General features: G+C 57.4%; 22 protein-coding genes. 16 read left to right on the top strand and 6 right to left on the bottom strand.

Annotation, left to right across the window (positions count from 1 at the left end):
* Positions 1-311 precede the first annotated feature (311 nt).
* Complete coding sequence (lexA, locus tag AC27VJ_RS10240; RefSeq protein ID WP_488683928.1) at positions 312-1,034, bottom strand: transcriptional repressor LexA; 723 nt, start codon at positions 1,032-1,034, stop codon at positions 312-314.
* A gap of 277 nt (positions 1,035-1,311) precedes the next feature.
* Between lexA and kdsA the strand changes: the two genes are divergently transcribed.
* From kdsA to lipA, 11 genes are all read left to right on the top strand, one after another.
* On the top strand, positions 1,312-2,160 hold the full coding sequence (gene kdsA / locus AC27VJ_RS10235) for a 3-deoxy-8-phosphooctulonate synthase (protein ID WP_488683927.1): 849 nt from the start codon (positions 1,312-1,314) through the stop codon (positions 2,158-2,160).
* 225 nt (positions 2,161-2,385) lie between these two features.
* Positions 2,386-3,660 carry a phosphopyruvate hydratase gene (gene eno / locus AC27VJ_RS10230; protein WP_488683926.1) on the top strand — a complete coding sequence of 425 codons (1,275 nt, stop codon included), beginning with the start codon at positions 2,386-2,388 and terminating at the stop codon, positions 3,658-3,660.
* A gap of 145 nt (positions 3,661-3,805) precedes the next feature.
* Entirely contained in the window at positions 3,806-4,123 is a 318-nt protein-coding gene (locus tag AC27VJ_RS10225) for an FtsB family cell division protein (protein ID WP_062449849.1), read from the top strand.
* Between the two features lie 152 nt (positions 4,124-4,275).
* On the top strand, positions 4,276-5,322 hold the full coding sequence (gene pdhA, locus AC27VJ_RS10220; protein WP_113088064.1) for a pyruvate dehydrogenase (acetyl-transferring) E1 component subunit alpha: 1,047 nt from the start codon (positions 4,276-4,278) through the stop codon (positions 5,320-5,322).
* 18 nt (positions 5,323-5,340) lie between these two features.
* On the top strand, positions 5,341-6,765 hold the full coding sequence (locus tag AC27VJ_RS10215; protein WP_488683925.1) for a pyruvate dehydrogenase complex E1 component subunit beta: 1,425 nt from the start codon (positions 5,341-5,343) through the stop codon (positions 6,763-6,765).
* A 15-nt stretch (positions 6,766-6,780) separates the two neighbouring features.
* Positions 6,781-8,172, top strand: a complete 1,392-nt coding sequence (locus tag AC27VJ_RS10210; RefSeq protein WP_488683924.1) for a pyruvate dehydrogenase complex dihydrolipoamide acetyltransferase — start codon at positions 6,781-6,783, stop codon at positions 8,170-8,172.
* 59 nt (positions 8,173-8,231) lie between these two features.
* Complete coding sequence (locus tag AC27VJ_RS10205) at positions 8,232-8,876, top strand: SGNH/GDSL hydrolase family protein (RefSeq protein WP_488683923.1); 645 nt, start codon at positions 8,232-8,234, stop codon at positions 8,874-8,876.
* 63 nt (positions 8,877-8,939) lie between these two features.
* A complete protein-coding gene (lpdA, locus tag AC27VJ_RS10200; protein WP_112499938.1) occupies positions 8,940-10,385 on the top strand; it encodes a dihydrolipoyl dehydrogenase in 1,446 nt (481 codons plus the stop codon).
* A 156-nt stretch (positions 10,386-10,541) separates the two neighbouring features.
* Positions 10,542-10,796, top strand: coding sequence for a GlsB/YeaQ/YmgE family stress response membrane protein (locus AC27VJ_RS10195; protein WP_062427374.1), 255 nt, complete (start codon positions 10,542-10,544; stop codon positions 10,794-10,796).
* Between the two features lie 15 nt (positions 10,797-10,811).
* Positions 10,812-11,060, top strand: coding sequence for a GlsB/YeaQ/YmgE family stress response membrane protein (locus AC27VJ_RS10190; RefSeq protein WP_042619429.1), 249 nt, complete (start codon positions 10,812-10,814; stop codon positions 11,058-11,060).
* Between the two features lie 30 nt (positions 11,061-11,090).
* Positions 11,091-12,062, top strand: a complete 972-nt coding sequence (gene lipA / locus AC27VJ_RS10185) for a lipoyl synthase (RefSeq protein ID WP_062449861.1) — start codon at positions 11,091-11,093, stop codon at positions 12,060-12,062.
* Positions 12,063-12,316: 254 nt separating this feature from the next.
* On the opposite strand, the gene AC27VJ_RS10180 is transcribed toward lipA, so the two are convergent.
* The 3 genes from AC27VJ_RS10180 to AC27VJ_RS10170 form a co-directional block, all read right to left on the bottom strand.
* The gene (locus tag AC27VJ_RS10180) at positions 12,317-13,249 is read right to left on the bottom strand and encodes a DMT family transporter (RefSeq protein WP_488683922.1); all 933 of its coding nucleotides are present in this window, start codon (positions 13,247-13,249) and stop codon (positions 12,317-12,319) included.
* Between the two features lie 62 nt (positions 13,250-13,311).
* A complete protein-coding gene (locus AC27VJ_RS10175) occupies positions 13,312-14,052 on the bottom strand; it encodes an AraC family transcriptional regulator (protein WP_488683921.1) in 741 nt (246 codons plus the stop codon).
* A gap of 100 nt (positions 14,053-14,152) precedes the next feature.
* The gene (locus AC27VJ_RS10170) at positions 14,153-14,335 is read right to left on the bottom strand and encodes a hypothetical protein (RefSeq protein WP_045230436.1); all 183 of its coding nucleotides are present in this window, start codon (positions 14,333-14,335) and stop codon (positions 14,153-14,155) included.
* A gap of 121 nt (positions 14,336-14,456) precedes the next feature.
* Between AC27VJ_RS10170 and AC27VJ_RS10165 the strand changes: the two genes are divergently transcribed.
* Together AC27VJ_RS10165 and AC27VJ_RS10160 are read left to right on the top strand one after the other, a co-directional pair.
* Positions 14,457-15,026 carry a P-loop NTPase family protein gene (locus AC27VJ_RS10165; protein WP_488683920.1) on the top strand — a complete coding sequence of 190 codons (570 nt, stop codon included), beginning with the start codon at positions 14,457-14,459 and terminating at the stop codon, positions 15,024-15,026.
* A gap of 9 nt (positions 15,027-15,035) precedes the next feature.
* On the top strand, positions 15,036-15,485 hold the full coding sequence (locus AC27VJ_RS10160; RefSeq protein WP_113088072.1) for a type II toxin-antitoxin system RatA family toxin: 450 nt from the start codon (positions 15,036-15,038) through the stop codon (positions 15,483-15,485).
* Here the strand turns inward: AC27VJ_RS10160 and AC27VJ_RS10155 are convergent.
* Positions 15,473-15,976, bottom strand: coding sequence for a CinA family protein (locus AC27VJ_RS10155; RefSeq protein ID WP_353575681.1), 504 nt, complete (start codon positions 15,974-15,976; stop codon positions 15,473-15,475). The genes AC27VJ_RS10160 and AC27VJ_RS10155 overlap by 13 nt on opposite strands.
* Complete coding sequence (locus AC27VJ_RS10150) at positions 15,973-17,160, bottom strand: bifunctional 2-C-methyl-D-erythritol 4-phosphate cytidylyltransferase/2-C-methyl-D-erythritol 2,4-cyclodiphosphate synthase (protein ID WP_488683919.1); 1,188 nt, start codon at positions 17,158-17,160, stop codon at positions 15,973-15,975. The genes AC27VJ_RS10155 and AC27VJ_RS10150 overlap by 4 nt, the downstream gene beginning before the upstream one ends.
* Positions 17,161-17,411: 251 nt before the next feature.
* Here AC27VJ_RS10150 and dusB point away from each other — a divergent pair, with 251 nt between their 5' ends.
* The 3 genes from dusB to ntrC are packed head-to-tail and all read left to right on the top strand — an operon-like array spanning position 17,412 to position 21,018.
* Positions 17,412-18,428: a tRNA dihydrouridine synthase DusB gene (gene dusB / locus AC27VJ_RS10145; protein ID WP_488683918.1), complete on the top strand. Its 1,017-nt coding sequence runs from the start codon at positions 17,412-17,414 to the stop codon at positions 18,426-18,428.
* Positions 18,425-19,570: a two-component system sensor histidine kinase NtrB gene (locus tag AC27VJ_RS10140; protein WP_113088075.1), complete on the top strand. Its 1,146-nt coding sequence runs from the start codon at positions 18,425-18,427 to the stop codon at positions 19,568-19,570. The genes dusB and AC27VJ_RS10140 overlap by 4 nt, the downstream gene beginning before the upstream one ends.
* Positions 19,567-21,018 (top strand): nitrogen regulation protein NR(I), encoded by a 1,452-nt coding sequence (gene ntrC, locus AC27VJ_RS10135; protein WP_353575684.1) that lies wholly within the window; start codon positions 19,567-19,569, stop codon positions 21,016-21,018. Before AC27VJ_RS10140 ends, ntrC begins: the two co-directional genes overlap by 4 nt.
* Positions 21,019-21,134: the final 116 nt, after the last annotated feature.

Here is a 21,134-nt window from a genome sequence, read left to right as displayed (position 1 = left end):
CGCAGTCTGAAGCTTCCATTCCGCAACTCAAACTCAGGCAGCGCTTCATACAAAACGTCATCCTAAAAATCATTCATAGACACTCACAAAAACGAGTGATTCGAAAATAGTAAGCCGACTAACCACTTTTGGATATCTGCGCTTACTGTGAGCGCAAATTTCCCCCTGACATGCATGTAATGTGCACTTGTTCGTCATTCGGACCAACGTGCAACTTTGGCTCTAAGACCTCGCGACGTGCCAATCAAAACCAAAAATATTGCGCGCGGGCAGACCTAAAAATCCACCCGCGAAGCTATAGGCAGGAGCAGTTAATGATAGCGGCGGATCAGGCCGACCAGCTTGCCCTGGATCTTCACCCGGTCCGGTCCGAAGATGCGGGTCTCGTATGCAGGGTTTGCGGCTTCGAGCGCGATAGAGGCACCCTTGCGGCGGAAACGCTTCAGTGTTGCTTCTTCGTCATCCACCAGTGCAACGACGATATCGCCCGGATTTGCGGTACTTCCGTCACGAATAATGACCGTATCGCCATCGAAAATACCGGCTTCGATCATCGAATCGCCTTTGACCTCAAGCGCGTAATGCTCGCCCGAACCGATCATATCCATCGGCACCACCACATCATGGGTGTTGTTCTGGATCGCCGAAATCGGCACACCTGCTGCGATTCGACCCATGACGGGGACGCTGACGGAGTTGACGTCGCGGCTGTTCGAGGGGGCAGGTGCGGGCGGTGGCTCCACAGCCTTCAGCTTGCCAAGGCTGCCTTCGATGACGCTTGGTGAAAAGCCGCGTTGGGGCTTGTTGGCGGGCGAATAGGACTCGGGAAGCTTGATGACTTCAAGTGCGCGCGCCCTGTTCGGTAGCCGGCGAATAAACCCGCGCTCCTCAAGCGCTGTAATCAACCGGTGAATGCCGGATTTGGAGGCAAGATCGAGTGCATCCTTCATTTCATCGAAGGATGGCGGCACGCCAGACTCTTTCATTCTTTCATGAATGAACAGAAGCAATTCCTGCTGTTTGCGCGTGAGCATGAAGAAACACCCTTGGAAATTCGAGGCGAAGATTCGCGAAACAAATACAGAACGAACACTATCTGTTCCATATGTGTTCTGCAATCCCTTAAAATTCCGTGAAATTCATTTAAGCATCTGTTGATGAGCGAAATCAGCATCATCGACGCGTCTCATGCGGTCGTAGTGCAGTGACTCGCGGGCATCTTGCTGATAAGTGCGAGGCCAGTACGAGATTTAAGGGTAACTCACCGGCGTTTGCCTCTAAAAGATGCCCTGCTGATTCCGAGGATAGATGATGAGTGTGACGAACAATCTGAAAGTCGTGGTGGGGCAGGGCTCCAAGGCGGTTTCCTTCTCCAACACCGAACGTTTCTCGCTGATTGCCGGGCCGTGCCAGATGGAGAGCCGCGACCATGCCTTCATGATTGCCGAGACCATGGCGGAGCTGTGCGGCAAGCTGGGTATCGGTCTTGTCTACAAGTCGTCTTTCGATAAGGCCAACCGCACGTCCCTGTCGGGCCAACGCGGCATTGGCATCGATAAGGCGCTGGAGATTTTTGCTGAACTCAAGGAGCAGTTCGGATTTCCGGTGCTGACGGATATTCACACGGAAGAGCAGTGCGCAATCATGTCACCGGTTGTCGACATCCTGCAAATCCCGGCGTTTCTCAGCCGACAGACCGACCTACTGGTGGCGGCGGCCAAGACCGGCCGGGTCGTCAATGTGAAGAAGGGTCAGTTCCTGGCGCCTTGGGACATGAAGAATGTTCTGGCCAAGCTGAACGATAGTGGCAACCCGAATGTGCTGCTGTGCGAACGCGGCGCGTCCTTCGGCTACAATACGCTCGTTTCCGACATGCGCTCGCTGCCCATCATGGCATCGCTTGGTGCGCCGGTTGTATTTGACGCGACTCACTCCGTGCAGCAGCCGGGCGGGCAGGGTGGTTCGACCGGCGGTCAGCGGGAGTTTGTGGAGACGCTGGCCCGTGCAGCTATTGCGGTTGGCGTTGCCGGTCTGTTCGTGGAAACGCATGAAGACCCTGATAACGCTCCCTCGGACGGACCCAATATGGTCCACCTGAAGGATATGCCGAAGCTTCTGGAAAAGCTGCTGGCTTTCGACAATATCGCGAAAGCTGCGTGACCGCTTTTGGCCTCAATCGATTTTTATGAAAAGACGGCGTCCAGAGATGGGCGCCGTCATTGTAATTTCTTGCGCGTCGTCTACAGCGACGGAGGAAGTTCACATCGAGTCGCTATTCCGTCGCCCTGTTTATCGCGCTGCTCATCCGAAAAGCGCTTCACAGTTTTCGGGATGCACTCTAAGACAGGCAACTGAAAATCCTGTTCCAGTCCCAAGGGAGAGATCATGACAGCCATTACCGATATCATCGCACGCGAAATCCTCGACAGCCGTGGAAACCCCACCGTTGAAGTCGATGTCTACCTGGAAGACGGTTCTTTCGGTCGTGCGGCAGTTCCATCGGGCGCATCGACAGGCGCGCATGAAGCCGTAGAACTGCGTGATGGTGGCAAGCGCTATCTCGGTAAGGGCGTGGAAAAGGCCGTTGAAGCCGTTAACACGGAAATCTTCGATGCGCTGGGCGGTTTCGATGCCGAAAGCCAGATCCACATCGACCAGACGCTGATCGCGCTCGATGGCACGCCGAACAAGTCGCGCCTCGGTGCCAACGCCATTCTCGGTGTTTCCCTGGCGGTTGCCAAGGCTGCTGCCGAAACCACAGGTTTGCCGCTTTACCGTTATGTTGGCGGCCCCAACGCGCATCTGCTGCCCGTGCCGATGATGAACATCATCAATGGCGGCGCACATGCCGACAACCCGATCGATTTCCAGGAATTCATGATCATGCCGGTCGGTGCGGAAAGCATCCGTGATGCCGTGCGGATCGGCGCGGAAATCTTCCACGTTCTGAAAAAGGAACTGGCAGCACAGGGCCACAACACCAATGTCGGCGACGAAGGCGGTTTTGCTCCGGGCCTGAAGAGCGCGCCGGAAGCACTCGATTTCATCATGAAGTCTGTCGAAAAGGCTGGCTACAAGCCGGGTGATGATGTTGCGCTCGCTCTCGACTGCGCATCCACCGAGTTCTTCAAGAACGGCAAGTACGAGATGGAAGGCGAAGGCCGCACGCTGGAGCCTGAAGCCATGGCTGACTACCTTGCCGAACTGGCCGGCAAATACCCGATCATCTCCATTGAAGACGGTATGGCAGAAGACGATTGGGACGGCTGGAAGTACCTGACCGACAAGATTGGCTCCAAGGTTCAGCTCGTCGGCGACGATCTTTTCGTCACCAACTCCGCACGCCTTCGCGATGGTATCAAGATGGGCGTTGCCAACTCCATCCTCGTCAAGGTCAACCAGATTGGTTCGCTGACGGAAACGCTTGATGCCGTTGAGACAGCGCACAAGGCGCGCTACACCGCCGTCATGTCGCACCGCTCCGGTGAAACCGAAGATTCTACCATCGCCGATTTGGCAGTTGCGACCAACTGCGGACAGATCAAGACCGGCTCGCTGTCGCGCTCTGACCGTCTGGCCAAGTACAACCAGTTGATCCGTATCGAAGAAATGCTCGGCCCACAGGCTGCTTATGCAGGCCGTTCCATCCTTCGCGGATAAGAATCGCTTCATATTTTAAGAAAAAGGCTCGCTTCGGCGGGCCTTTTTTGTGCGCTGCGGCGGGTGCGTGAATTAAGGTCAACGGATGGTTAAACAAATGCGGTTATGGTGGTTGCAGTAACGCGTTTTAAGGCTGTTTCAGAGTATGTGGACCAAGCATCACAAGAAAAGACGTTTTGGCCGTCTGGTCGTTCCGGCCATCACGGTCGCCTTTCTTTCCTATTTCGGTTATCATTCCATCCATGGCGATTTCGGGCTTCAGGCCACGGAGCGTTTGGAGCGCCAGCGTATTGCCAGAACAGCAGAGCTTGCGAAGCTGACGAAGACCCGCGTAGCACTGGAGCGGCAGGTCGAGTTGATGAGCGATGGATCGCTCGAGCGTGACATGATCGATGAGATATCGCGCTACCAGCTGAATATGTCCCGTCCAGACGAAATAGTTATCATGAACGCATATTTCTGATTAACCGAATTCAAGTTAATCGACTTTTTTAATTTATTCACAGCTACTTAGGCTGAATATGAGCCATGCGTTTATGGCATTGCTGCTTTCACTTTTCTTGCATATGGTGCGCCCCAATCCAACCATTCTAATGGCAACTCAGGGAGGGATGAATGGCGCCGCGAAAAACCGCGACCGTATCCGGCCGCAAGACCACGGCAAAGACAGCCACCAAAGAATTCACCGGCAAGAACACGCCGGACTTTGGTAAAGACGAAGAGTTGCACGCATATCGCGAGATGCTGCTGATCCGTCGATTCGAAGAGAAAGCCGGCCAGCTTTATGGCATGGGCTTCATTGGCGGTTTCTGTCACCTCTACATTGGGCAGGAAGCTGTCGTCGTCGGCATGAACATGTCGCAGAAGGAAGGCGATCAGGTCATCACCGCTTACCGTGACCACGGCCACATGCTGGCTGCTGGCATGAGCGCACGCGGCGTCATGGCCGAGCTGACCGGACGCCAGGGCGGCTTGTCCAAGGGCAAGGGCGGCTCCATGCACATGTTCTCCAAGGAAAAGCATTTCTACGGCGGACACGGCATCGTTGGCGCGCAGGTTTCTCTGGGAACCGGTCTTGCCTTCGCCAACAAGTATCGCGGCAATGATAGTGTTTCCGTCGCTTACTTCGGTGATGGCGCGGCCAACCAGGGTCAGGTCTACGAGAGCTTCAACATGGCGGCTCTCTGGAAACTGCCGATCATCTATATCGTCGAAAACAACCATTATGCGATGGGTACGTCCACGGCCCGTGCCACGGCGCAGTCCAACTACTCGCTGCGTGGTTCCGGTTTCGGCATTCCCGGCGTTCAGGTGGATGGCATGGATGTGCGCGCCGTCAAGGCGGCTGCGGACGAAGCGCTTGAGCATTGCCGTTCCGGCAAAGGTCCGATCATTCTGGAAATGCTGACCTATCGTTATCGCGGTCACTCCATGTCTGACCCGGCAAAGTACCGTTCCAAGGACGAAGTGCAGAAGATGCGCGCGGAACATGACCCAATCGAGCAGGTCAAGGCACGTTTGATCGAAAATGGTTGGTCGACTGAGGAAGAACTCAAGGCAATCGACAAGGATGTCCGTGACATCGTGGCCGATAGCGCCGAGTTCGCCCAGAACGACCCGGAGCCGGATGTATCCGAGCTCTACACCGACATTCTGCTCTGATTTGGGAAGGGAGATAACATGCCTATAGAAATTCTCATGCCCGCCCTTTCCCCAACCATGGAGGAAGGCACGCTTTCCAAATGGCTGAAGAAAGAAGGCGACAAGGTTGTTGCTGGCGACGCGATTGCTGAAATCGAAACCGACAAGGCAACGATGGAAGTCGAAGCCGTGGATGAAGGCACAATCGGCAAGCTGCTGATCGAAGCCGGCACCGAGGGCGTGAAGGTCAACACGGCCATCGCCGTGCTGCTTCAGGATGGCGAAAGCGCCGACGACATCTCGTCCGGTTCCACCGAAAAGGAAGAGCCGAAGGCGGATGCCGCCAATTCCGGTTCTGACGCTGCCGGCGGCAAGACCCGCGAAGCCAGCGAAGAGCCTTCCGCTGCCAAGGAAGCTGCAAAGGTTCCAGCCGCACCGAAGATCGAAGTTGCTGCCGACCCGGATATTCCAGAGGGTACCGAGTTCGTGACGCAGACCGTGCGCGAAGCCCTTCGCGATGCGATGGCCGAAGAAATGCGCTCCGACGAAAACGTCTTCGTCATGGGCGAAGAAGTTGCCGAGTATCAGGGTGCCTACAAGATCACGCAGGGTCTTCTGCAGGAATTTGGCGCCAAGCGCGTTATCGATACACCAATCACTGAACACGGCTTTGCTGGTATCGGCGTCGGTGCGGCGATGACGGGTCTACGCCCGATCGTCGAGTTCATGACGTTCAACTTCGCCATGCAGGCCATCGACCAGATCGTCAACTCTGCCGCCAAGACGCTTTACATGTCTGGTGGTCAGATGGGCGCGCCGATGGTGTTCCGTGGTCCTTCGGGCGCTGCTGCCCGCGTGGCTGCTCAGCACTCGCAGTGCTACGCCGCATGGTACAGCCATATTCCGGGCCTCAAGGTCATCATGCCGTACACGGCTGCCGATGCGAAGGGTCTGTTGAAGGCCGCTATCCGCGATCCGAACCCGATTGTCTTCCTTGAGAACGAAATTCTCTACGGCCAGAGCTTTGAAGTGCCGAAGATGGATGATTTCGTGCTGCCAATCGGCAAAGCACGCATTCACCGCAAGGGTAAAGATGCGACCATCGTGTCCTTCGGTATCGGCATGACCTATGCGGTCAAGGCTGTTGCCGAACTCGAAAAGCTCGGCATCGACGTCGAACTGATCGACCTGCGCACCATCCGCCCGATGGACCTTCCGACGGTCATCGAATCCGTCAAGAAGACGGGTCGTCTGGTGACGGTGGAAGAAGGCTTCCCGCAGTCATCGGTTGGTGACTTCATTTCCAACAGCGTTCAGCGCGCCGCATTCGATTATCTCGATGCGCCGATCCTGGCGATTGCTGGCAAGGACGTTCCGATGCCTTATGCTGCGAACCTCGAAAAGCTGGCTCTGCCGAACGTCGACGAAGTCGTCCAGGCCGTCAAAACCGTCTGCTACAAATAAGGGGAGGGCGTTTCGATGCCTATCAACATTACAATGCCTGCCCTTTCCCCCACCATGGAAGAGGGAAATCTTACCAAGTGGCTGGTCAAGGAAGGCGACAAGGTTGGTCCTGGCGACGTGATTGCCGAGATCGAGACCGACAAGGCGACCATGGAAGTGGAAGCCGTGGATGAGGGCGTCGTTGCCAAGCTGGTCGTTCCAGCCGGCACCGAAGCCGTCAAGGTCAATGCCGTGATCGCTATCCTCGTAGCCGAAGGCGAAGATGTGGCTGACGCTGCCAAGGGCGGTGACGCTGCGCCTGCAAAGGCTGAGGCGAAAGCCGAAGCACCAAAGCAGGAAGCCGCAAAGACTGAAGCACCGAAGGAAGAAAAGACGGAAGCTGCTCCTGCCAAGGCTGAAAAGCCGGTTGCAGATCAGGGTCCGGCACCTTCCACGCCAGCACCTGTTTCGAAATCCGGCGAGCGCATTTTCGCGTCTCCGCTGGCCCGTCGTCTGGCAAAGGATGCCGGTCTCGATCTTTCGGCTGTGTCGGGCTCCGGCCCGCATGGTCGTATCGTCAAGACCGACGTCGAGAAGGCAGCTGCTTCCGGCGGTGCCAAGGCTGCTCCGGCTGCTGCTCAGCCCGCTGGCGCTTCGGCTCCAGCCCCTGCCAAGGGTCCTTCGGACGAAAACGTCCTCAAGCTGTTTGCGGAAGGCTCCTACGAGCTTCTGCCGCATGACGGCATGCGCAAGACGATTGCCTCGCGCCTGACAGAGTCGACGCAGACGGTTCCGTCCTACACGGTCTCGATGGAATGCGAACTCGATGCGATGCTCAAGCTGCGCGCCGAGATCAATGCGTCCGCGCCGGTGAAGAAGACGGAGAAGGGCGAGGTTCCGGCCTTCAAGCTTTCCGTCAACGACTTCATCATCAAGGCGATGGCGCTTGCGCTGCGTGACGTTCCGATGGCGAATGCTTCGTGGACATCGACGGCCCGCGTTCTGCACAAGCATGCCGATGTCGGCGTTGCCGTGTCGATCCCGGACGGTCTGATCACGCCAATCGTGCGCAATGCCGAGACGAAGACGCTGTCTGCGATCTCCAACGAGGTCAAGGATCTTGCTAAGCGTGCGCGTGACAAGAAGCTGAAGCCGGAAGAATACCAGGGCGGCACCACATCGGTGTCCAACCTCGGCATGTTCGGCGTCTCTTCCTTCACCTCGATCGTCAACCTGCCGCAGGCATCCATCGTGTCTATCGGCGCTGGTGTCGAAAAGCCGGTGGTTCGTGGCGGCAAGATCGAAGTGGGTACGGTCATGACCGCAACCTTCGCCTTCGACCACCGCGTCATCGATGGCGCGCTCGGTGCAGAACTCGCATCTGCCTTCAAGCGCTACATTGAAAACCCGATGGGTATGCTGGTGTAAAAAACGCTGAGCCGGAAACCGGATGACGGTTTTCGGCTCGCTCCATTCGCGAGGCTGAAATGACGAAAACCGTTCTTTGCTATGGCGACAGTCTGACATGGGGTTTCGACGCCGAAAATCTCGGGCGTCATGCCTTTGAGGACCGTTGGCCGACCGTTTTGCAAAAGGCGCTGGGAACGGACGTCAATGTCATTGCCGAGGGGTTGAACGGCAGAACCACGGCTTATGACGATCATCTGGCGGATTGCGACCGCAATGGCGCGCGCATCTTGCCGACACTGCTGCACAGTCACGCCCCGCTCGATCTCGTCATCATCATGCTGGGCACGAATGATCTGAAACGCGGTATCGGCAGCGGCAACGCTGTTGGTGCGGTGAAGGGCGTAGAGCGGCTCATCAATCTGGTGCGCAGCCACGTCTGGTCCTTCGATGACGAGCAGCCGGAAATCCTGATCGTGTCTGCGCCGCATATCTGCGAAACGGGCAATGAGATGTTTGCGGCCATGTATGCCGGTGCCATCGAGCAATCGCAGATGATGGGTTCGCTCTATCGCGATCTGGCGGACGAGAAGGGCTGCGGCTTTTTCGATGCTGCCTCCGTGGCGGTCACGACACCTGTCGATGGTGTGCATCTGGATGCTGAAAATACCCGTGCGATCGGTCGTGGCCTTGAGCCCGTCGTTCGCATGATGCTTGGACTCTAAAAAGAAATGGACTGAGGCTGCGGCATGGTTTCGCCCTCGGGAAGACAAAGGCAGGAAACAGACATGGCTCAGTCTTATGACGTCATCATCATCGGTTCGGGTCCGGGCGGTTACGTCACGGCTATCCGCGCTGCGCAACTGGGCCTCAAGACAGCGATCGTCGAGCGCGAGCATCTGGGCGGTATCTGCCTCAACTGGGGCTGCATTCCTACCAAGGCTCTGCTGCGCTCCGCCGAAGTGCTGGATAATTCCAACCACGCCAAGAATTACGGCCTGAAACTGGAAGGCACCATCACCGCTGACGTGAAGGAAGTCGTCGCCCGGTCGCGTGGCGTGTCTGCGCGCCTCAATGGCGGCGTGGCCTACCTCATGAAGAAGAACAAGATCGACGTCATCTGGGGCGAGGCAAAGCTGACCAAGGCGAACGAGATCGTCGTCGGCAAGATTTCCAAGCCCATCGTTCAGCCGCAGAATCCGGTTCCAAAGGGCGTTCTGGGTGAGGGCACCTACACGGCCAAGCATATCATCGTTGCGACCGGCGCGCGTCCGCGCGCGCTCCCCGGTATCGAGCCGGATGGCAAGCTGATCTGGACCTATTTCGAAGCGATGAAGCCTGATTTCATGCCGAAATCCATCGTCGTCATGGGCTCCGGCGCCATCGGCATCGAGTTCGCGTCCTTCTATCGATCCATGGGCGTGGATGTGACCGTGGTGGAATTGATGGCCAATGTCATGCCGGTGGAAGATGCGGAAATTTCCGCCTTCGCCCGCAAGCAGCTGGAAAAGCGCGGCCTCAAGATCATCACCGAAGCCAAGGTTTCCAAGGTCGAAAAGGGTTCCGATTCGATTACGGCGCATGTGGAAACGAAGGATGGCAAGGTACAGAAGATCACCGCAGATCGCCTGATCTCGGCTGTCGGCGTGCAGGGCAACATCGAAAATCTCGGTCTCGAGGCGCTCGGCGTCAAGACGGATCGCGGCTGCGTGGTTATCGACGGTTACGGCAAGACCAATGTTCCCGGCCTCTATGCCATCGGCGATGTCGCTGGCCCGCCCATGCTGGCGCACAAGGCAGAGCATGAAGGCGTGATCTGCATCGAAAAGATTGCCGGCCTGCCGAATGTTCACGCCATGGACAAGCTGAAGATTCCCGGCTGCACCTATTGCAACCCGCAGGTCGCGTCTGTCGGCCTGACCGAAGCCAAGGCGAAAGAGCAGGGCCGCGAAATCCGCGTCGGTCGCTATTCCTTCGCCGCAAACGGCAAGGCCATCGCGCTAGGTGAAGATCAGGGCATGGTCAAGACCATTTTCGACAAGAAGACCGGCGAGCTGATCGGCGCGCATATGGTGGGTGCGGAAGTGACCGAACTCATTCAGGGCTTCGTCGTTGCCATGAACCTGGAGACGACGGAAGAAGAGCTGATGCACACGATCTTCCCGCATCCGACCTTGTCCGAAATGATGAAGGAAAGCGTGCTGGACGCCTATGGGCGTGTGCTGAACGCTTGATAAATGCCTTGGTCACTCCCTATCTCTAGTGGAGTGAGTTTGGAGTGGTTTCGCTTTTCTTCGAAACGCAAAACCACTCCCACTCTTTGTTTTACGCAATTCCGGACGCAAAACCGCTACACACTTTTGCTGGAATTGCTTTAAAGGAGAGCCATCATGTCGATTGCCACGGAAGCCTGGGTTGTTTTTCTGCTGATCGGCCTCGTTGCCGGTTTTCTTGCAAGCCTCATCGTTGGCGGTGGCGGCTTGATCGGGTGCCTGTTGAGCGGCGTGATCGGCGCGTTTGTCGGCGGTTATCTGTTCAATGCCCTCGGCATATCGCTCGGTATTGAAAACGCACTGGTGGTGCAGATCATCCACGCGACGGTGGGCGCCATTATCGTGACGCTGATTGCAAGATTGATCGCCTGACGGAAGGGACGACGGATGGAAAGTGTAGGCTGGATAGCGGCAATCATCATCGGCGGTTTGGCCGGGTGGCTTGCGGGCAAGCTCATGGATATGCGCTTCGGCATCTTCATGAACATCGTGCTGGGCATTGTCGGCTCGGTCGTGGCGGTTGCCGTGCTGCGCACATTCGATGTGTTCGTGCAGGACAGCAGGCTCGGATATTTCGTCACATCTTTCTTGGGCGCAAGCCTTCTGTTATTCCTCGCGAAGCTCGTCAGGCGTTAAACCGTTCAAAGCGGTAGAAGCAGGTTACTTATGGTCACTATTCTCGACAGGACAGCACTGGACGAAAAGCGCATTCGCCACCCGGAAAAAGCGCATCGTCCAGACACCGAAGTCATGCGCAAGCCCGAATGGATCCGCGTGAAAGCGCCGACCTCCAAGGGCTATCACGAGACGCGCGAACTGGTGCGCTCCCACAAGCTGGTTACGGTGTGTGAAGAGGCTGGCTGTCCGAATATCGGCGAATGCTGGGACAAGAAGCACGCCACCTTCATGATCATGGGTGAAATCTGCACCCGCGCCTGCGCTTTCTGCAACGTCTCCACCGGCAAGCCGAACGCGCTCGATATGCTCGAGCCGGAAAACGTCGCCAAGGCCGTCAAGCAGATGGGCCTGTCCCACGTCGTCATCACGTCGGTCGACCGCGACGATCTGGCCGATGGTGGTGCGGAGCATTTCGAAAAGGTGATCTGGGCCATCCGTGCCGCATCGCCCAACACAACCATTGAAATCCTGACGCCAGACTTCCTGAAGAAGCCGGGCGCTCTGGAACGTGTTGTGGCTGCCAAGCCTGATGTGTTCAATCACAACATGGAAACCGTGCCCGGCAACTATCTGACCGTTCGTCCCGGTGCTCGTTACTTCCACTCCGTGCGTCTGTTGCAGCGCGTGAAGGAACTAGACCCAACCATGTTCACCAAATCCGGCATCATGGTTGGCCTGGGTGAAGAGCGCAATGAAGTGCTGCAATTGATGGACGACCTGCGCACCGCAGATGTGGACTTCCTGACCATCGGCCAGTACCTCCAGCCAACGCGCAAGCACCACAAGGTCGAAGCCTATGTGACGCCGGAAGAGTTCAAGTCCTATGAGACGATTGCCTATACCAAGGGCTTCCTCATGGTCTCCTCCAGCCCGCTGACGCGGTCGTCGCACCATGCGGGCGATGACTTCGAGCGGCTGCGTGCGAACCGGGAGAAGAAGCTGCTGGCTGCGGCTGAGTAACCACTATTCACTTGAAGGCGCTATGCTAGCAGCCTTTCGACAGTTTTGGGATATTGGGCAGAACGCAGCAACCCTCATCCTGAGGTGCCCCAAGGGGGCCTCGAAGGATGAGGGTGGCGGGCAGCAGTGTTGAGTTCTTGGGCTTGATGCTTCGAGGCTTTGGCCTGTGGCCAAAGCACCTCAGCATGAGGGGGAGTGTGCCGAGGGCTCCCAGCAGAAGGTGATTGCAGGCAACTTACTGGCCTATCGTCATATCACGCGTGCACCTTCGCTGGTCTATGCGCCTGCATGCACAGCAACACACTCACCACAACAGATACAATCGCTGCGCTCTCGATCAGCGTCGGCCCGCGCTGTTCCCACACAAAACCATAGAGCAACGCAAACAGCGTCTCAAATAGGATCATCTGCCCGACCATAGTCAGCGGCAGCAGGCGGCTCATGCGGTTCCAAAGGGCGTTGCCGAGGATGGAGGCGGAGATGCCGAGGCCGATGGCGACGGAGGCGAATTGCAGCCAGTCGGAACCGCTGTGAACATCTGCGCCGAAGCCGAAGGCGGGGATGGCGAGGAGCAGGGCGAGCGCGCCGGTAACGACGCCGGTCATCAAGTTCCACTCGTCGGCGCTGACATCATGCAGACGCGTCAGCCAGCGGGCATTGCCGACGGCAAAGGCGGTCCAGGAGGCAAGCGCGCCGAGAGCGCAGGCGAGGCCAACGATGCGCGTCAGATCGAACCCGCCTTGCCCCTGCGACAGCGACTGCCATGAAACACCGAAAATGCCGATGGCGCCGAACAGAAGCGACGGCCACAGCCGTTTCAGCGAGACCGCGCCATGGTCGCGGCTGCCGATGATGGTGACCGCGACGGGCAGGAAGCCGATGATGATGGAGGTGAAGGCGACACCGCTCAACTGCACCGCTGTCGAGATCAGGACGTAATAAACGATGTTGCCGATGAGGCTCAGCCAGCCGAGCGCGATCCATTCCGCTTTACCAAAACGCGAAGCAACACGCCGGATTTTCGGGCCGATCAGGATCAGCGCAAACAGGCCGTAGGTGAGATATCGCGCCGTCGAAAGCTGCAAAGGTGTAAAGCCGTCAGGGATCAGCTTCGGTGCCAGAAAAATCCCGCCCCAAAGTGCGCCCGCCAGCATGCCGTAAAATACGCCTAGTCCCGTCTTGTTCATGTCATGTCCATTCGTTGCCCGGCGCTATCTGCCACGGCGGCGAAGGGCTGTCTTGACATAAACTACTGCGGCCGCTCCGAAAACGCACGACGATAGGCGGCGGGCGTCGTGCCTTTGGCGCGTTTCATGGCGCGGGTGAGGGCGGTCTGGTCGGAAAAACCGGCCCTGTCTGCAATCTCGGCAATCGGCAAAGACGAACCCGCCAGAAGCGCACAAATCTTTTCCATGCGTATATCGGAGAGCCACAGATGTGGCGTTTCATCGAACTGCTCGCGGAAAATGGCGTGCAACCGGCTAACGCTGATATCCGCGTGGTAGGCCATGCGCTCAAGGCTCCACGGCATGAACGGGTCGATTTCAACGAGCGCCTTGAGCGCTGAAAGTCTGGATGTCACATCAAGGGGTTCGCCTGCGAGGCTTTCAACGAGCATCGGTGCCCATACCTCAGCGGTTTTGGCGTCCCCTTCGCCGCTCTGCATCACGCTGTGCATATACCGCGTGAGCCTGATCGTTCTCGCGCTGAGATCGATAAATGGTCTTGATGAAAATTTGTTGAGAACATCAGCGCCCACCGTCTGCTCGTCCAGATCAACGATCAGCGAGCAGTTGACCACATTGCTGGTCTGGGTGTGCGACGTGTTCTTGTGAACCAGAACGCCTTTGGACGGCGACAATCGTTCCTGATGCCCGCAGACATCGATTTCCAGCTGTCCGGCGACGGGCAGAACAATCTGTACAAAGCTGTGGCGTTCATCCGGGGTCTCATCACGATAGGACCGCAGATCGACAGACACGGTTTGCATGCGATCCTCCTCCTTGTCCCCAAAAACGAAATATGGCCGCGTCGCGGCCACTCATTATCTTGATGATCTCATGCCGGAAGGCAAGCCGCCAGCCATTATCTCAGGCTTCGGCTTCCTGCTTGACGGTCGATTCGCCACGCTTGCGCTTGCGCAGAACCGGCTTGTTCTCCCGCGCCTCGCACTTGGCCACATCGATGAGATAGGCCAGCATGGGCATGCTGTTCATCGAAGCCAGCTGTTTTGCAGATTCCAGAAGATTTATGATGTTGGCAAAGTCGTCCATCGTATCACTCGATTGTTCGGTTGCATCCCAAGGCTGCAATCACTATTGCAGTTAAATAGCGCCGAGCCCCACTTGGTTGCAATAGTCAATTTCTGCAAACTGCTATGCAAGGGTGTAGAGGATGAAAGTCATTGACGGTATCCAGCAGGCCGCGTCTCTGGTCTCCAATGCGTCTCGCATTATGGTCGTCGGCTCTTCGGGCGGTGGGAAAACGACCCTGTCACGAGAAATCGCCCAAAGGTTCGACCTCGCGCACATTTCGATGGACAAGGAATTTTTCTGGTTGCCAGGCTGGGTGGCAAGAGAACGCGCCGAGCAGCGTCAGATGATTGCAGCCTCTGTCCAGCATGATCGTTGGATCATGGATGGCAGCAATCCGTCGAGCTTCGATTTGCGACTTCCAAGAACAGACATCGTTATTTGGGTGCGTATATCGCGGATCACATGTATCTGGAGCGTCTTTAAACGGGTGGCGAAAAGCTATGGCAAGACAAGGCCGGATATGGCGGCGGGTTGCGCGGAGCAATGGCCCGACAGGGAGTTCCTGAGCTACATCTGGAATTTCGAGAAGCGTCACGCGCCGATACTTCTGCGGAATTTCGATCTTTATGGCCCGCAAGTGCCGATATTTCAGGTGAAATCCAGAGCGCAGGCGCGTCAGCTTCTTGATCTTATTGGCGCAGCGCATTAACTCCGGCTCATGCCGCACTATGAAACACGCCGCCCTGTCAAACATTCTCCCGAACAGATGTATAATCTCGTTGCCGATGTGGAGAAGTATCCGGAATTTCTGCCGCTTTGCGAAGGTCTGACCATTCGTTCGCGCAAGGAACGTGACACCAAGACGCTGCTGGTGGCGGATATGACCGTTGGCTACAAGGCATTTCGCGAAACCTTCACCACGCAGGTTCTGCTGAAGCCCGATGAACATGCCATCGATGTGAAGTATCTCGATGGCCCGTTCAAATATCTCGACAATCGCTGGCGCTTTGAAGCCACTGAAGACGGCGGATGCTCGGTCTATTTCTTCATCGACTACGAGTTCAAGAGCCGCATTCTCGGCGCCGTCATGGGCTCCATGTTCGACCGCGCGTTCCGCATGTTTGCCGAAGCATTCGAGGCGCGTGCAGACAAGATTTACGCAGCCTGAGCCAGTTCAAGCAGCATCTCCAGCGCAGTTTTGACCGTTGCCAGCCGGACCTGATCGCGGCCAATATCTCCGTAACGCATTTCACGGTGAATAACGCCGCCACCCCGTCGCTTCGCGGCAAGATGCACGAGGCCTACGGGCTTTTCGGCTGAACCACCACCCGGACCGGCAATGCCGGTGACGGCGACGGAAAACTCTGCGCGGGAGCGATAAAGCGCCCCATGCGCCATCTGGAGCGCTGTCTCTTTCGAAACCGCACCGAAGGTCTCCAGCGTGGCAGAAGTCACGCCTAGCATGTCCATCTTGGCATCGTTGGTATAGGTCACGAAGCCACGGTCGACCACGGCGGAAGAGCCGGCGATGTCTGTCAGCGCCCCGGCTATCAAACCGCCCGTGCAGCTTTCTGCTGTGGAAAGCATATGTCCCCGACCGGTGAAATCGCGCACGATCTGCTGGGCCAGAGCCGCTATGTCGTCAGGAAAAATGCTCATGCTGGCCGCCGTTTATAAACTACCGTTGCCGTGGCGATGGCCGCAATGCCCTCACGCCGCCCGACGAAGCCGATGGTTTCGTTGGTGGTGGCCTTGACGGAGCAGCGGTCGAGCGAGATGTCGAGAATATCTGCGAGATTTTCCCGCATGGCCTGACGGTGCGGCCCCACGCGCGGCGCTTCGGCAATCAGCGAGACATCGGCATTCATGATCGTGCCGCCATTGCCGCGAACAACTTTCGCGGCATGCTCCAGAAAGATGCGCGATGCGGCACCCTTCCATTGTGGATCGGACGGCGGAAAATGATCGCCGATATCACCCGCGCCGCAGGTCGCCAAGAGTGCGTCGGTCAGGGCGTGGAGTGCCACATCGGCATCGGAATGGCCCATCAGCTTCTGGTCATGCGGAATGAAAATGCCGCACAGCGTTACGCCATCACCGTCGATCAACTGATGCACATCGTAACCATTGCCGGTGCGAACATCCGGCAGATCGTGAGTAAGCTTTTCATCGGCCATGGCGATATCCCTTTTCAAGGTCAGTTTTACATTATCGACCATGCCATCCACCAGCTTGACGGCCAAGCCAGCCCATTCGGCAATAGCAGCGTCATCGGTAAAATCGCTGATGCCGGAAGAGGCGGCTTTTCTGTGGGCCGAGAGAATGGATGGATAATCGAAGGATTGCGGCGTCTGTGCCGCGTAGAGATTGCTGCGCGATACCGTCTCACCCACGAAGCCGTCATTGCCGCGCTTCAGCGTATCGGCAACCGGCACGGCTGGCAGGACAGCCTTCTCGCCAGCCGACAGGTTTTCCGCAATGCGTTGCAGCAGGTCGGTATCGATGAAAGGGCGCACGGCGTCGTGGATCATCACATGGGTGATACCCTTGCTCTCCAATGCTTCAAGCCCGGCCAGCACGGATTGCTGGCGCGATGCACCGCCGGTGACGGTGATAATCGTGTCGGTCGCGTTCAGTCGTTTGGCGATGGGGTCGAAGAGCGCGCGGTCATCGGGGTGAATGACGACAACGATTTCGGCAGTGCCACCCCACCCTAAAAAACGCTCCAGCGTATTCTCGATAACCGGGGTGCCGCCGATGGGTCGGTATTGTTTCGGGCCTTCTTCCGGTGCGCCTGCACGTTCTCCACGACCCGCAGCAACGATGACGATCCCGATTTTCATAGCAACTTCCTGCATTGAACCTATGCCGTTTATGCATCTCTTCAAAGGTTTACAGAGACGATCTAGCGTTTTAAAAAACGAATAGCCAGCGCCAATGCGCCGTGCCATAGGCTCCTCATATTCCCGTTTCGAGCCTTTTCCTCTCTTTATCCGCGATAAACACCAAATCAAAAAAACAAACGAATATGTCAGCGAAAGTGCTTGGCAACTGCGCAAACGCTGTCTAAAAATAATGCAAAACTGAAAACTGCATGAAAGATCACCACTTGGCACTTCCGTCGCTGTCAGATCCGTTCGACATCGGTACCGTTACCATTCGTAACCGGTCCGTGCTGGCACCTATGTCTGGCGTGACCGACCTGCCATTTCGCAGGCTTGCCTGGCGTTTCGGCGCGGGGCTTGTCGTTACCGAAATGGTGGCCAGCCGTGAACTTGTGGCCAATCGCGGGGAATCCTGGGCGCGTCTTAAGAATGCGGGCATGGTTCCGCATATGGTGCAGCTTGCCGGGCGCGAGGCATATTGGATGGCAGAAGCCGCGAAGATTTCGGCGGATAATGGTGCGGGAATCATCGATATCAATATGGGGTGTCCGGCCAAGAAGGTCATCGGCGGCTATTCCGGCTCGGCGCTTATGCGCGAACCTGACCATGCGCTGAGCCTGATCGAGGCCATCGTCAAAGCGGTCGATGTGCCCGTAACGCTGAAGATGCGTTTGGGCTGGGATGAGAATTCCATCAATGCGCCTGATATCGCTGCCCGTGCGGAAGCTGCCGGTGTCCAGCTCATCACCATTCACGGTCGCACGCGCATGCAGTTTTACGAGGGCCGCGCCGACTGGGACGCGATAAAGGCCGTGCGGGATGTGATTTCCGTGCCGTTGATTGCCAATGGCGATGTGGAAACGACTGAGGACGCTGCTGATATCCTGCGCCGTTCTGGCGCAGACGCCGTTATGGTGGGGCGTGGTGCACAGGGCCAGCCTTGGTTGCCTGCGGTTCTTGCGGGCCATGCAGCGCCGCAGCCGCATGAGATCGCGGACATCGCCATCGAACATTACGAACTGATGCTGGAATTTTACGGCGTTGAAGCCGGGCTTCGTCACGCGCGCAAACATCTTGGATGGTATCTGGATCGCTTTGCGCCGGACATGAAGACAGATGACAAGGTTGACATTATGACATCGAAAAACACGGGGCAGGTGACAGCACTGCTGCGCTCTGCCCTGCAACAGGGCGCGGAACGCTGTGCCGCGAGGAAGGCCGCATGAGCGCCGGAACTGCATCACCCGGTGGCAACGCCCTTGCCATGGCCGTTCTTAATGCGGTCCAAAACCCGGTCATTCTGGTGGATGGCGAAGGTTTCGTCGCCTTTGCCAATTGGGAAGCGGAAGCCTTTTTTGGCGCAAGCGCCACGCATCTGGCACGTTACCGCATTTCCACCTTCATTCCCTTCGGCAGCCCGCTGCTGGCCTTGATCGATCAGGTGCGGGAGCGCCGTGCACCGGTCAATGAATATCGCGTTGATCTTTCGTCGCCGCGTCTGGGGCAGGACAAGCTGGTGGACCTTTATGTCGCGCCTGTCGTCAGCGAGCCGGGATCGGTCGTGGTGGTGTTTCAGGAACGCTCCATGGCCGACAAGATCGATCGCCAGCTGACGCACCGCGCCGCCGCTCGCTCCGTCACCGGCCTTGCCTCCATGCTGGCGCATGAAATCAAGAACCCGCTCTCGGGCATTCGCGGTGCGGCGCAGTTGCTGGAGACATCGGTTCCCGATGAGGATCGGGCGCTGACACGGCTGATCTGCGATGAAACGGATCGCATCGTCTCACTGGTGGACCGTATGGAGATTTTCTCCGACGAACGCCCGGTGGACCGTATGCCGATCAATATCCACTCGGTGCTGGATCATGTGAAGGCAGTGGCGAAAGCCGGTTTTGCCCGCAACATCAAGATCAGCGAAAATTACGACCCGTCGCTGCCGCCGGTTTATGCCAACCGTGATCAGCTGGTGCAGGTCTTCCTCAATCTGGTAAAGAACGCTGCCGAAGCCGTGGGCAACCAGCCGGATGGCGAGGTCATTCTGACGACGGCCTACCGCCCCGGCATTCGCCTGTCGGTCGCTGGCACGCGCGAGCGCATTTCACTGCCGCTGGAATTCTGTGTGGTCGATAACGGTCCCGGCGTGCCGACCGATCTCGTGCCGCATCTGTTTGATCCCTTTATTACCACCAAAACCAACGGTTCCGGTCTCGGCCTTGCCCTTGTCGCAAAACTTATCGGTGCCCATGGCGGCATCGTGGAATGCGACAGCCAGAACCACCGCACGACTTTCCGCGTTTTGATGCCCGTTTCCCCCGAAGTGGCGGTAGACGACAGCATTTTGCCGAACCCGACAGGACTTAATCGATGACAGCAACGATTCTCGTGGCCGATGATGACGCGGCCATCCGTACCGTCCTCAATCAGGCTCTCAGCCGTGCCGGGTATGATGTGCGGATCACCTCCAACGCCGCAACGCTGTGGCGCTGGGTGTCTGCGGGCGAGGGCGATCTTGTCGTGACCGACGTGGTCATGCCGGATGAAAACGCATTCGACCTTCTGCCGCGCATCAAGAAGGCCCGGCCCGATCTGCCGGTGCTGGTGATGAGCGCGCAGAACACGTTCATGACGGCCATCAAGGCCTCTGAAAAAGGTGCCTATGATTATCTGCCCAAGCCCTTCGACCTGACGGAGCTGATCGCCATCATCGGTCGCGCTCTGTCCGAGCCCAAGCGCAAGCCAGCCAAGCTGGACGATGATATGCAGGATGGTATGCCGCTGGTCGGTCGTTCCGCCGCCATGCAGGAAATCTACCGCGTGCTGGCGCGTTTGATGCAGACCGATCTGACGCTGATGATTACGGGTGAGTCCGGTACGGGTAAAGAACTGGTAGCGCGGGCGCTGCATGATTACGGCAAGCGCCGTAACGGTCCATTCGTGGCGATCAACATGGCGGCCATTCCGCGCGACCTGATCGAATCCGAACTCTTCGGCCATGAGAAGGGTGCCTTCACCGGCGCGCAGAACCGTTCCACCGGTCGCTTCGAGCAGGCCGAAGGCGGTACGCTGTTTCTGGACGAAATCGGTGATATGCCGATGGATGCGCAGACCCGTCTTCTGCGCGTGCTTCAGCAGGGCGAATACACCACCGTTGGCGGGCGTACGCCCATCCGCACGGATGTTCGCATCGTGGCAGCCACCAACAAGGATCTGAAGACCTCGATCAATCAGGGTCTGTTCCGCGAAGACCTCTATTACCGCCTCAACGTCGTGCCGCTGCGCCTGCCGCCGCTTCGTGACCGTGCGGAAGACATTCCAGACCTCGTGCGCCACTTCATTCAGACAGGCGAAAAAGAGGGTCTGGAGGGCAAGCGTTTCGAGACCGAGGCGCTGGAACTGATGAAGGCCTATGCCTGGCCCGGCAACGTTCGTGAGCTGGAAAACCTCATCCGCCGCCTGATGGCGCTTTATCCACAGGAAGTCATCACCCGCGAAATCATCGAGCAGGAGCTTCAATCCGACGTTCCCGATAGCCCGATTGACCGCACAGCAACCCGCAACGGCTCGCTGACCATCTCGCAAGCAGTCGAAGAAAACATGCGGGATTACTTCTCCGGTTTTGGCGAAAACCTTCCGCCGCCGGGCCTCTATGATCGCGTTTTGCGCGAAATGGAGTATCCGCTCATTCTCGCGGCACTGACGGCCACGCGCGGGAACCAGATCAAGGCTGCCGACCTGCTGGGCCTCAACCGAAATACGCTGCGCAAGAAGATTCGCGAACTTGGCGTATCTGTGTATCGCAGCTCAAGAACCGCCTGAGTCGGTTGACAAGCCAAGGGTGTCGTTGCATTTTCGCCACAATGTGTTGCTTGAAAATCACGGGAACGCTGGATTCGCTGAAAGTGCGCCAGCGTCCTCTTTTTCAAGATTGTGAT

The organism is Agrobacterium sp. 20P9.1.2 (assembly GCF_057799395.1).
This window is presented reverse-complemented; position numbering and strand designations above follow the sequence as displayed.

Bases quoted from the DNA above. Each gene is read 5' to 3' on its own strand.
- dusB (WP_488683918.1), top strand. From the start codon at position 17,412: ATGAAAGATCACCACTTGGCACTTCCGTCGCTGTCAGATCCGTTCGAC.
- kdsA (WP_488683927.1), top strand. From the start codon at position 1,312: ATGAGTGTGACGAACAATCTGAAAGTCGTGGTGGGGCAGGGCTCCAAG.
- AC27VJ_RS10150 (WP_488683919.1), bottom strand. From the start codon at position 17,160: ATGAAAATCGGGATCGTCATCGTTGCTGCGGGTCGTGGAGAACGTGCA.
- pdhA (WP_113088064.1), top strand. From the start codon at position 4,276: ATGGCGCCGCGAAAAACCGCGACCGTATCCGGCCGCAAGACCACGGCA.
- lipA (WP_062449861.1), top strand. From the start codon at position 11,091: ATGGTCACTATTCTCGACAGGACAGCACTGGACGAAAAGCGCATTCGC.
- AC27VJ_RS10215 (WP_488683925.1), top strand. From the start codon at position 5,341: ATGCCTATAGAAATTCTCATGCCCGCCCTTTCCCCAACCATGGAGGAA.
- AC27VJ_RS10140 (WP_113088075.1), top strand. From the start codon at position 18,425: ATGAGCGCCGGAACTGCATCACCCGGTGGCAACGCCCTTGCCATGGCC.
- AC27VJ_RS10160 (WP_113088072.1), top strand. From the start codon at position 15,036: ATGCCGCACTATGAAACACGCCGCCCTGTCAAACATTCTCCCGAACAG.
- AC27VJ_RS10180 (WP_488683922.1), bottom strand. From the start codon at position 13,249: ATGAACAAGACGGGACTAGGCGTATTTTACGGCATGCTGGCGGGCGCA.
- ntrC (WP_353575684.1), top strand. From the start codon at position 19,567: ATGACAGCAACGATTCTCGTGGCCGATGATGACGCGGCCATCCGTACC.
- AC27VJ_RS10225 (WP_062449849.1), top strand. From the start codon at position 3,806: ATGTGGACCAAGCATCACAAGAAAAGACGTTTTGGCCGTCTGGTCGTT.
- AC27VJ_RS10155 (WP_353575681.1), bottom strand. From the start codon at position 15,976: ATGAGCATTTTTCCTGACGACATAGCGGCTCTGGCCCAGCAGATCGTG.
- AC27VJ_RS10170 (WP_045230436.1), bottom strand. From the start codon at position 14,335: ATGGACGACTTTGCCAACATCATAAATCTTCTGGAATCTGCAAAACAG.
- AC27VJ_RS10195 (WP_062427374.1), top strand. From the start codon at position 10,542: ATGTCGATTGCCACGGAAGCCTGGGTTGTTTTTCTGCTGATCGGCCTC.
- lpdA (WP_112499938.1), top strand. From the start codon at position 8,940: ATGGCTCAGTCTTATGACGTCATCATCATCGGTTCGGGTCCGGGCGGT.
- AC27VJ_RS10165 (WP_488683920.1), top strand. From the start codon at position 14,457: ATGAAAGTCATTGACGGTATCCAGCAGGCCGCGTCTCTGGTCTCCAAT.
- eno (WP_488683926.1), top strand. From the start codon at position 2,386: ATGACAGCCATTACCGATATCATCGCACGCGAAATCCTCGACAGCCGT.
- AC27VJ_RS10175 (WP_488683921.1), bottom strand. From the start codon at position 14,052: ATGCAAACCGTGTCTGTCGATCTGCGGTCCTATCGTGATGAGACCCCG.
- AC27VJ_RS10190 (WP_042619429.1), top strand. From the start codon at position 10,812: ATGGAAAGTGTAGGCTGGATAGCGGCAATCATCATCGGCGGTTTGGCC.
- AC27VJ_RS10205 (WP_488683923.1), top strand. From the start codon at position 8,232: ATGACGAAAACCGTTCTTTGCTATGGCGACAGTCTGACATGGGGTTTC.
- lexA (WP_488683928.1), bottom strand. From the start codon at position 1,034: ATGCTCACGCGCAAACAGCAGGAATTGCTTCTGTTCATTCATGAAAGA.
- AC27VJ_RS10210 (WP_488683924.1), top strand. From the start codon at position 6,781: ATGCCTATCAACATTACAATGCCTGCCCTTTCCCCCACCATGGAAGAG.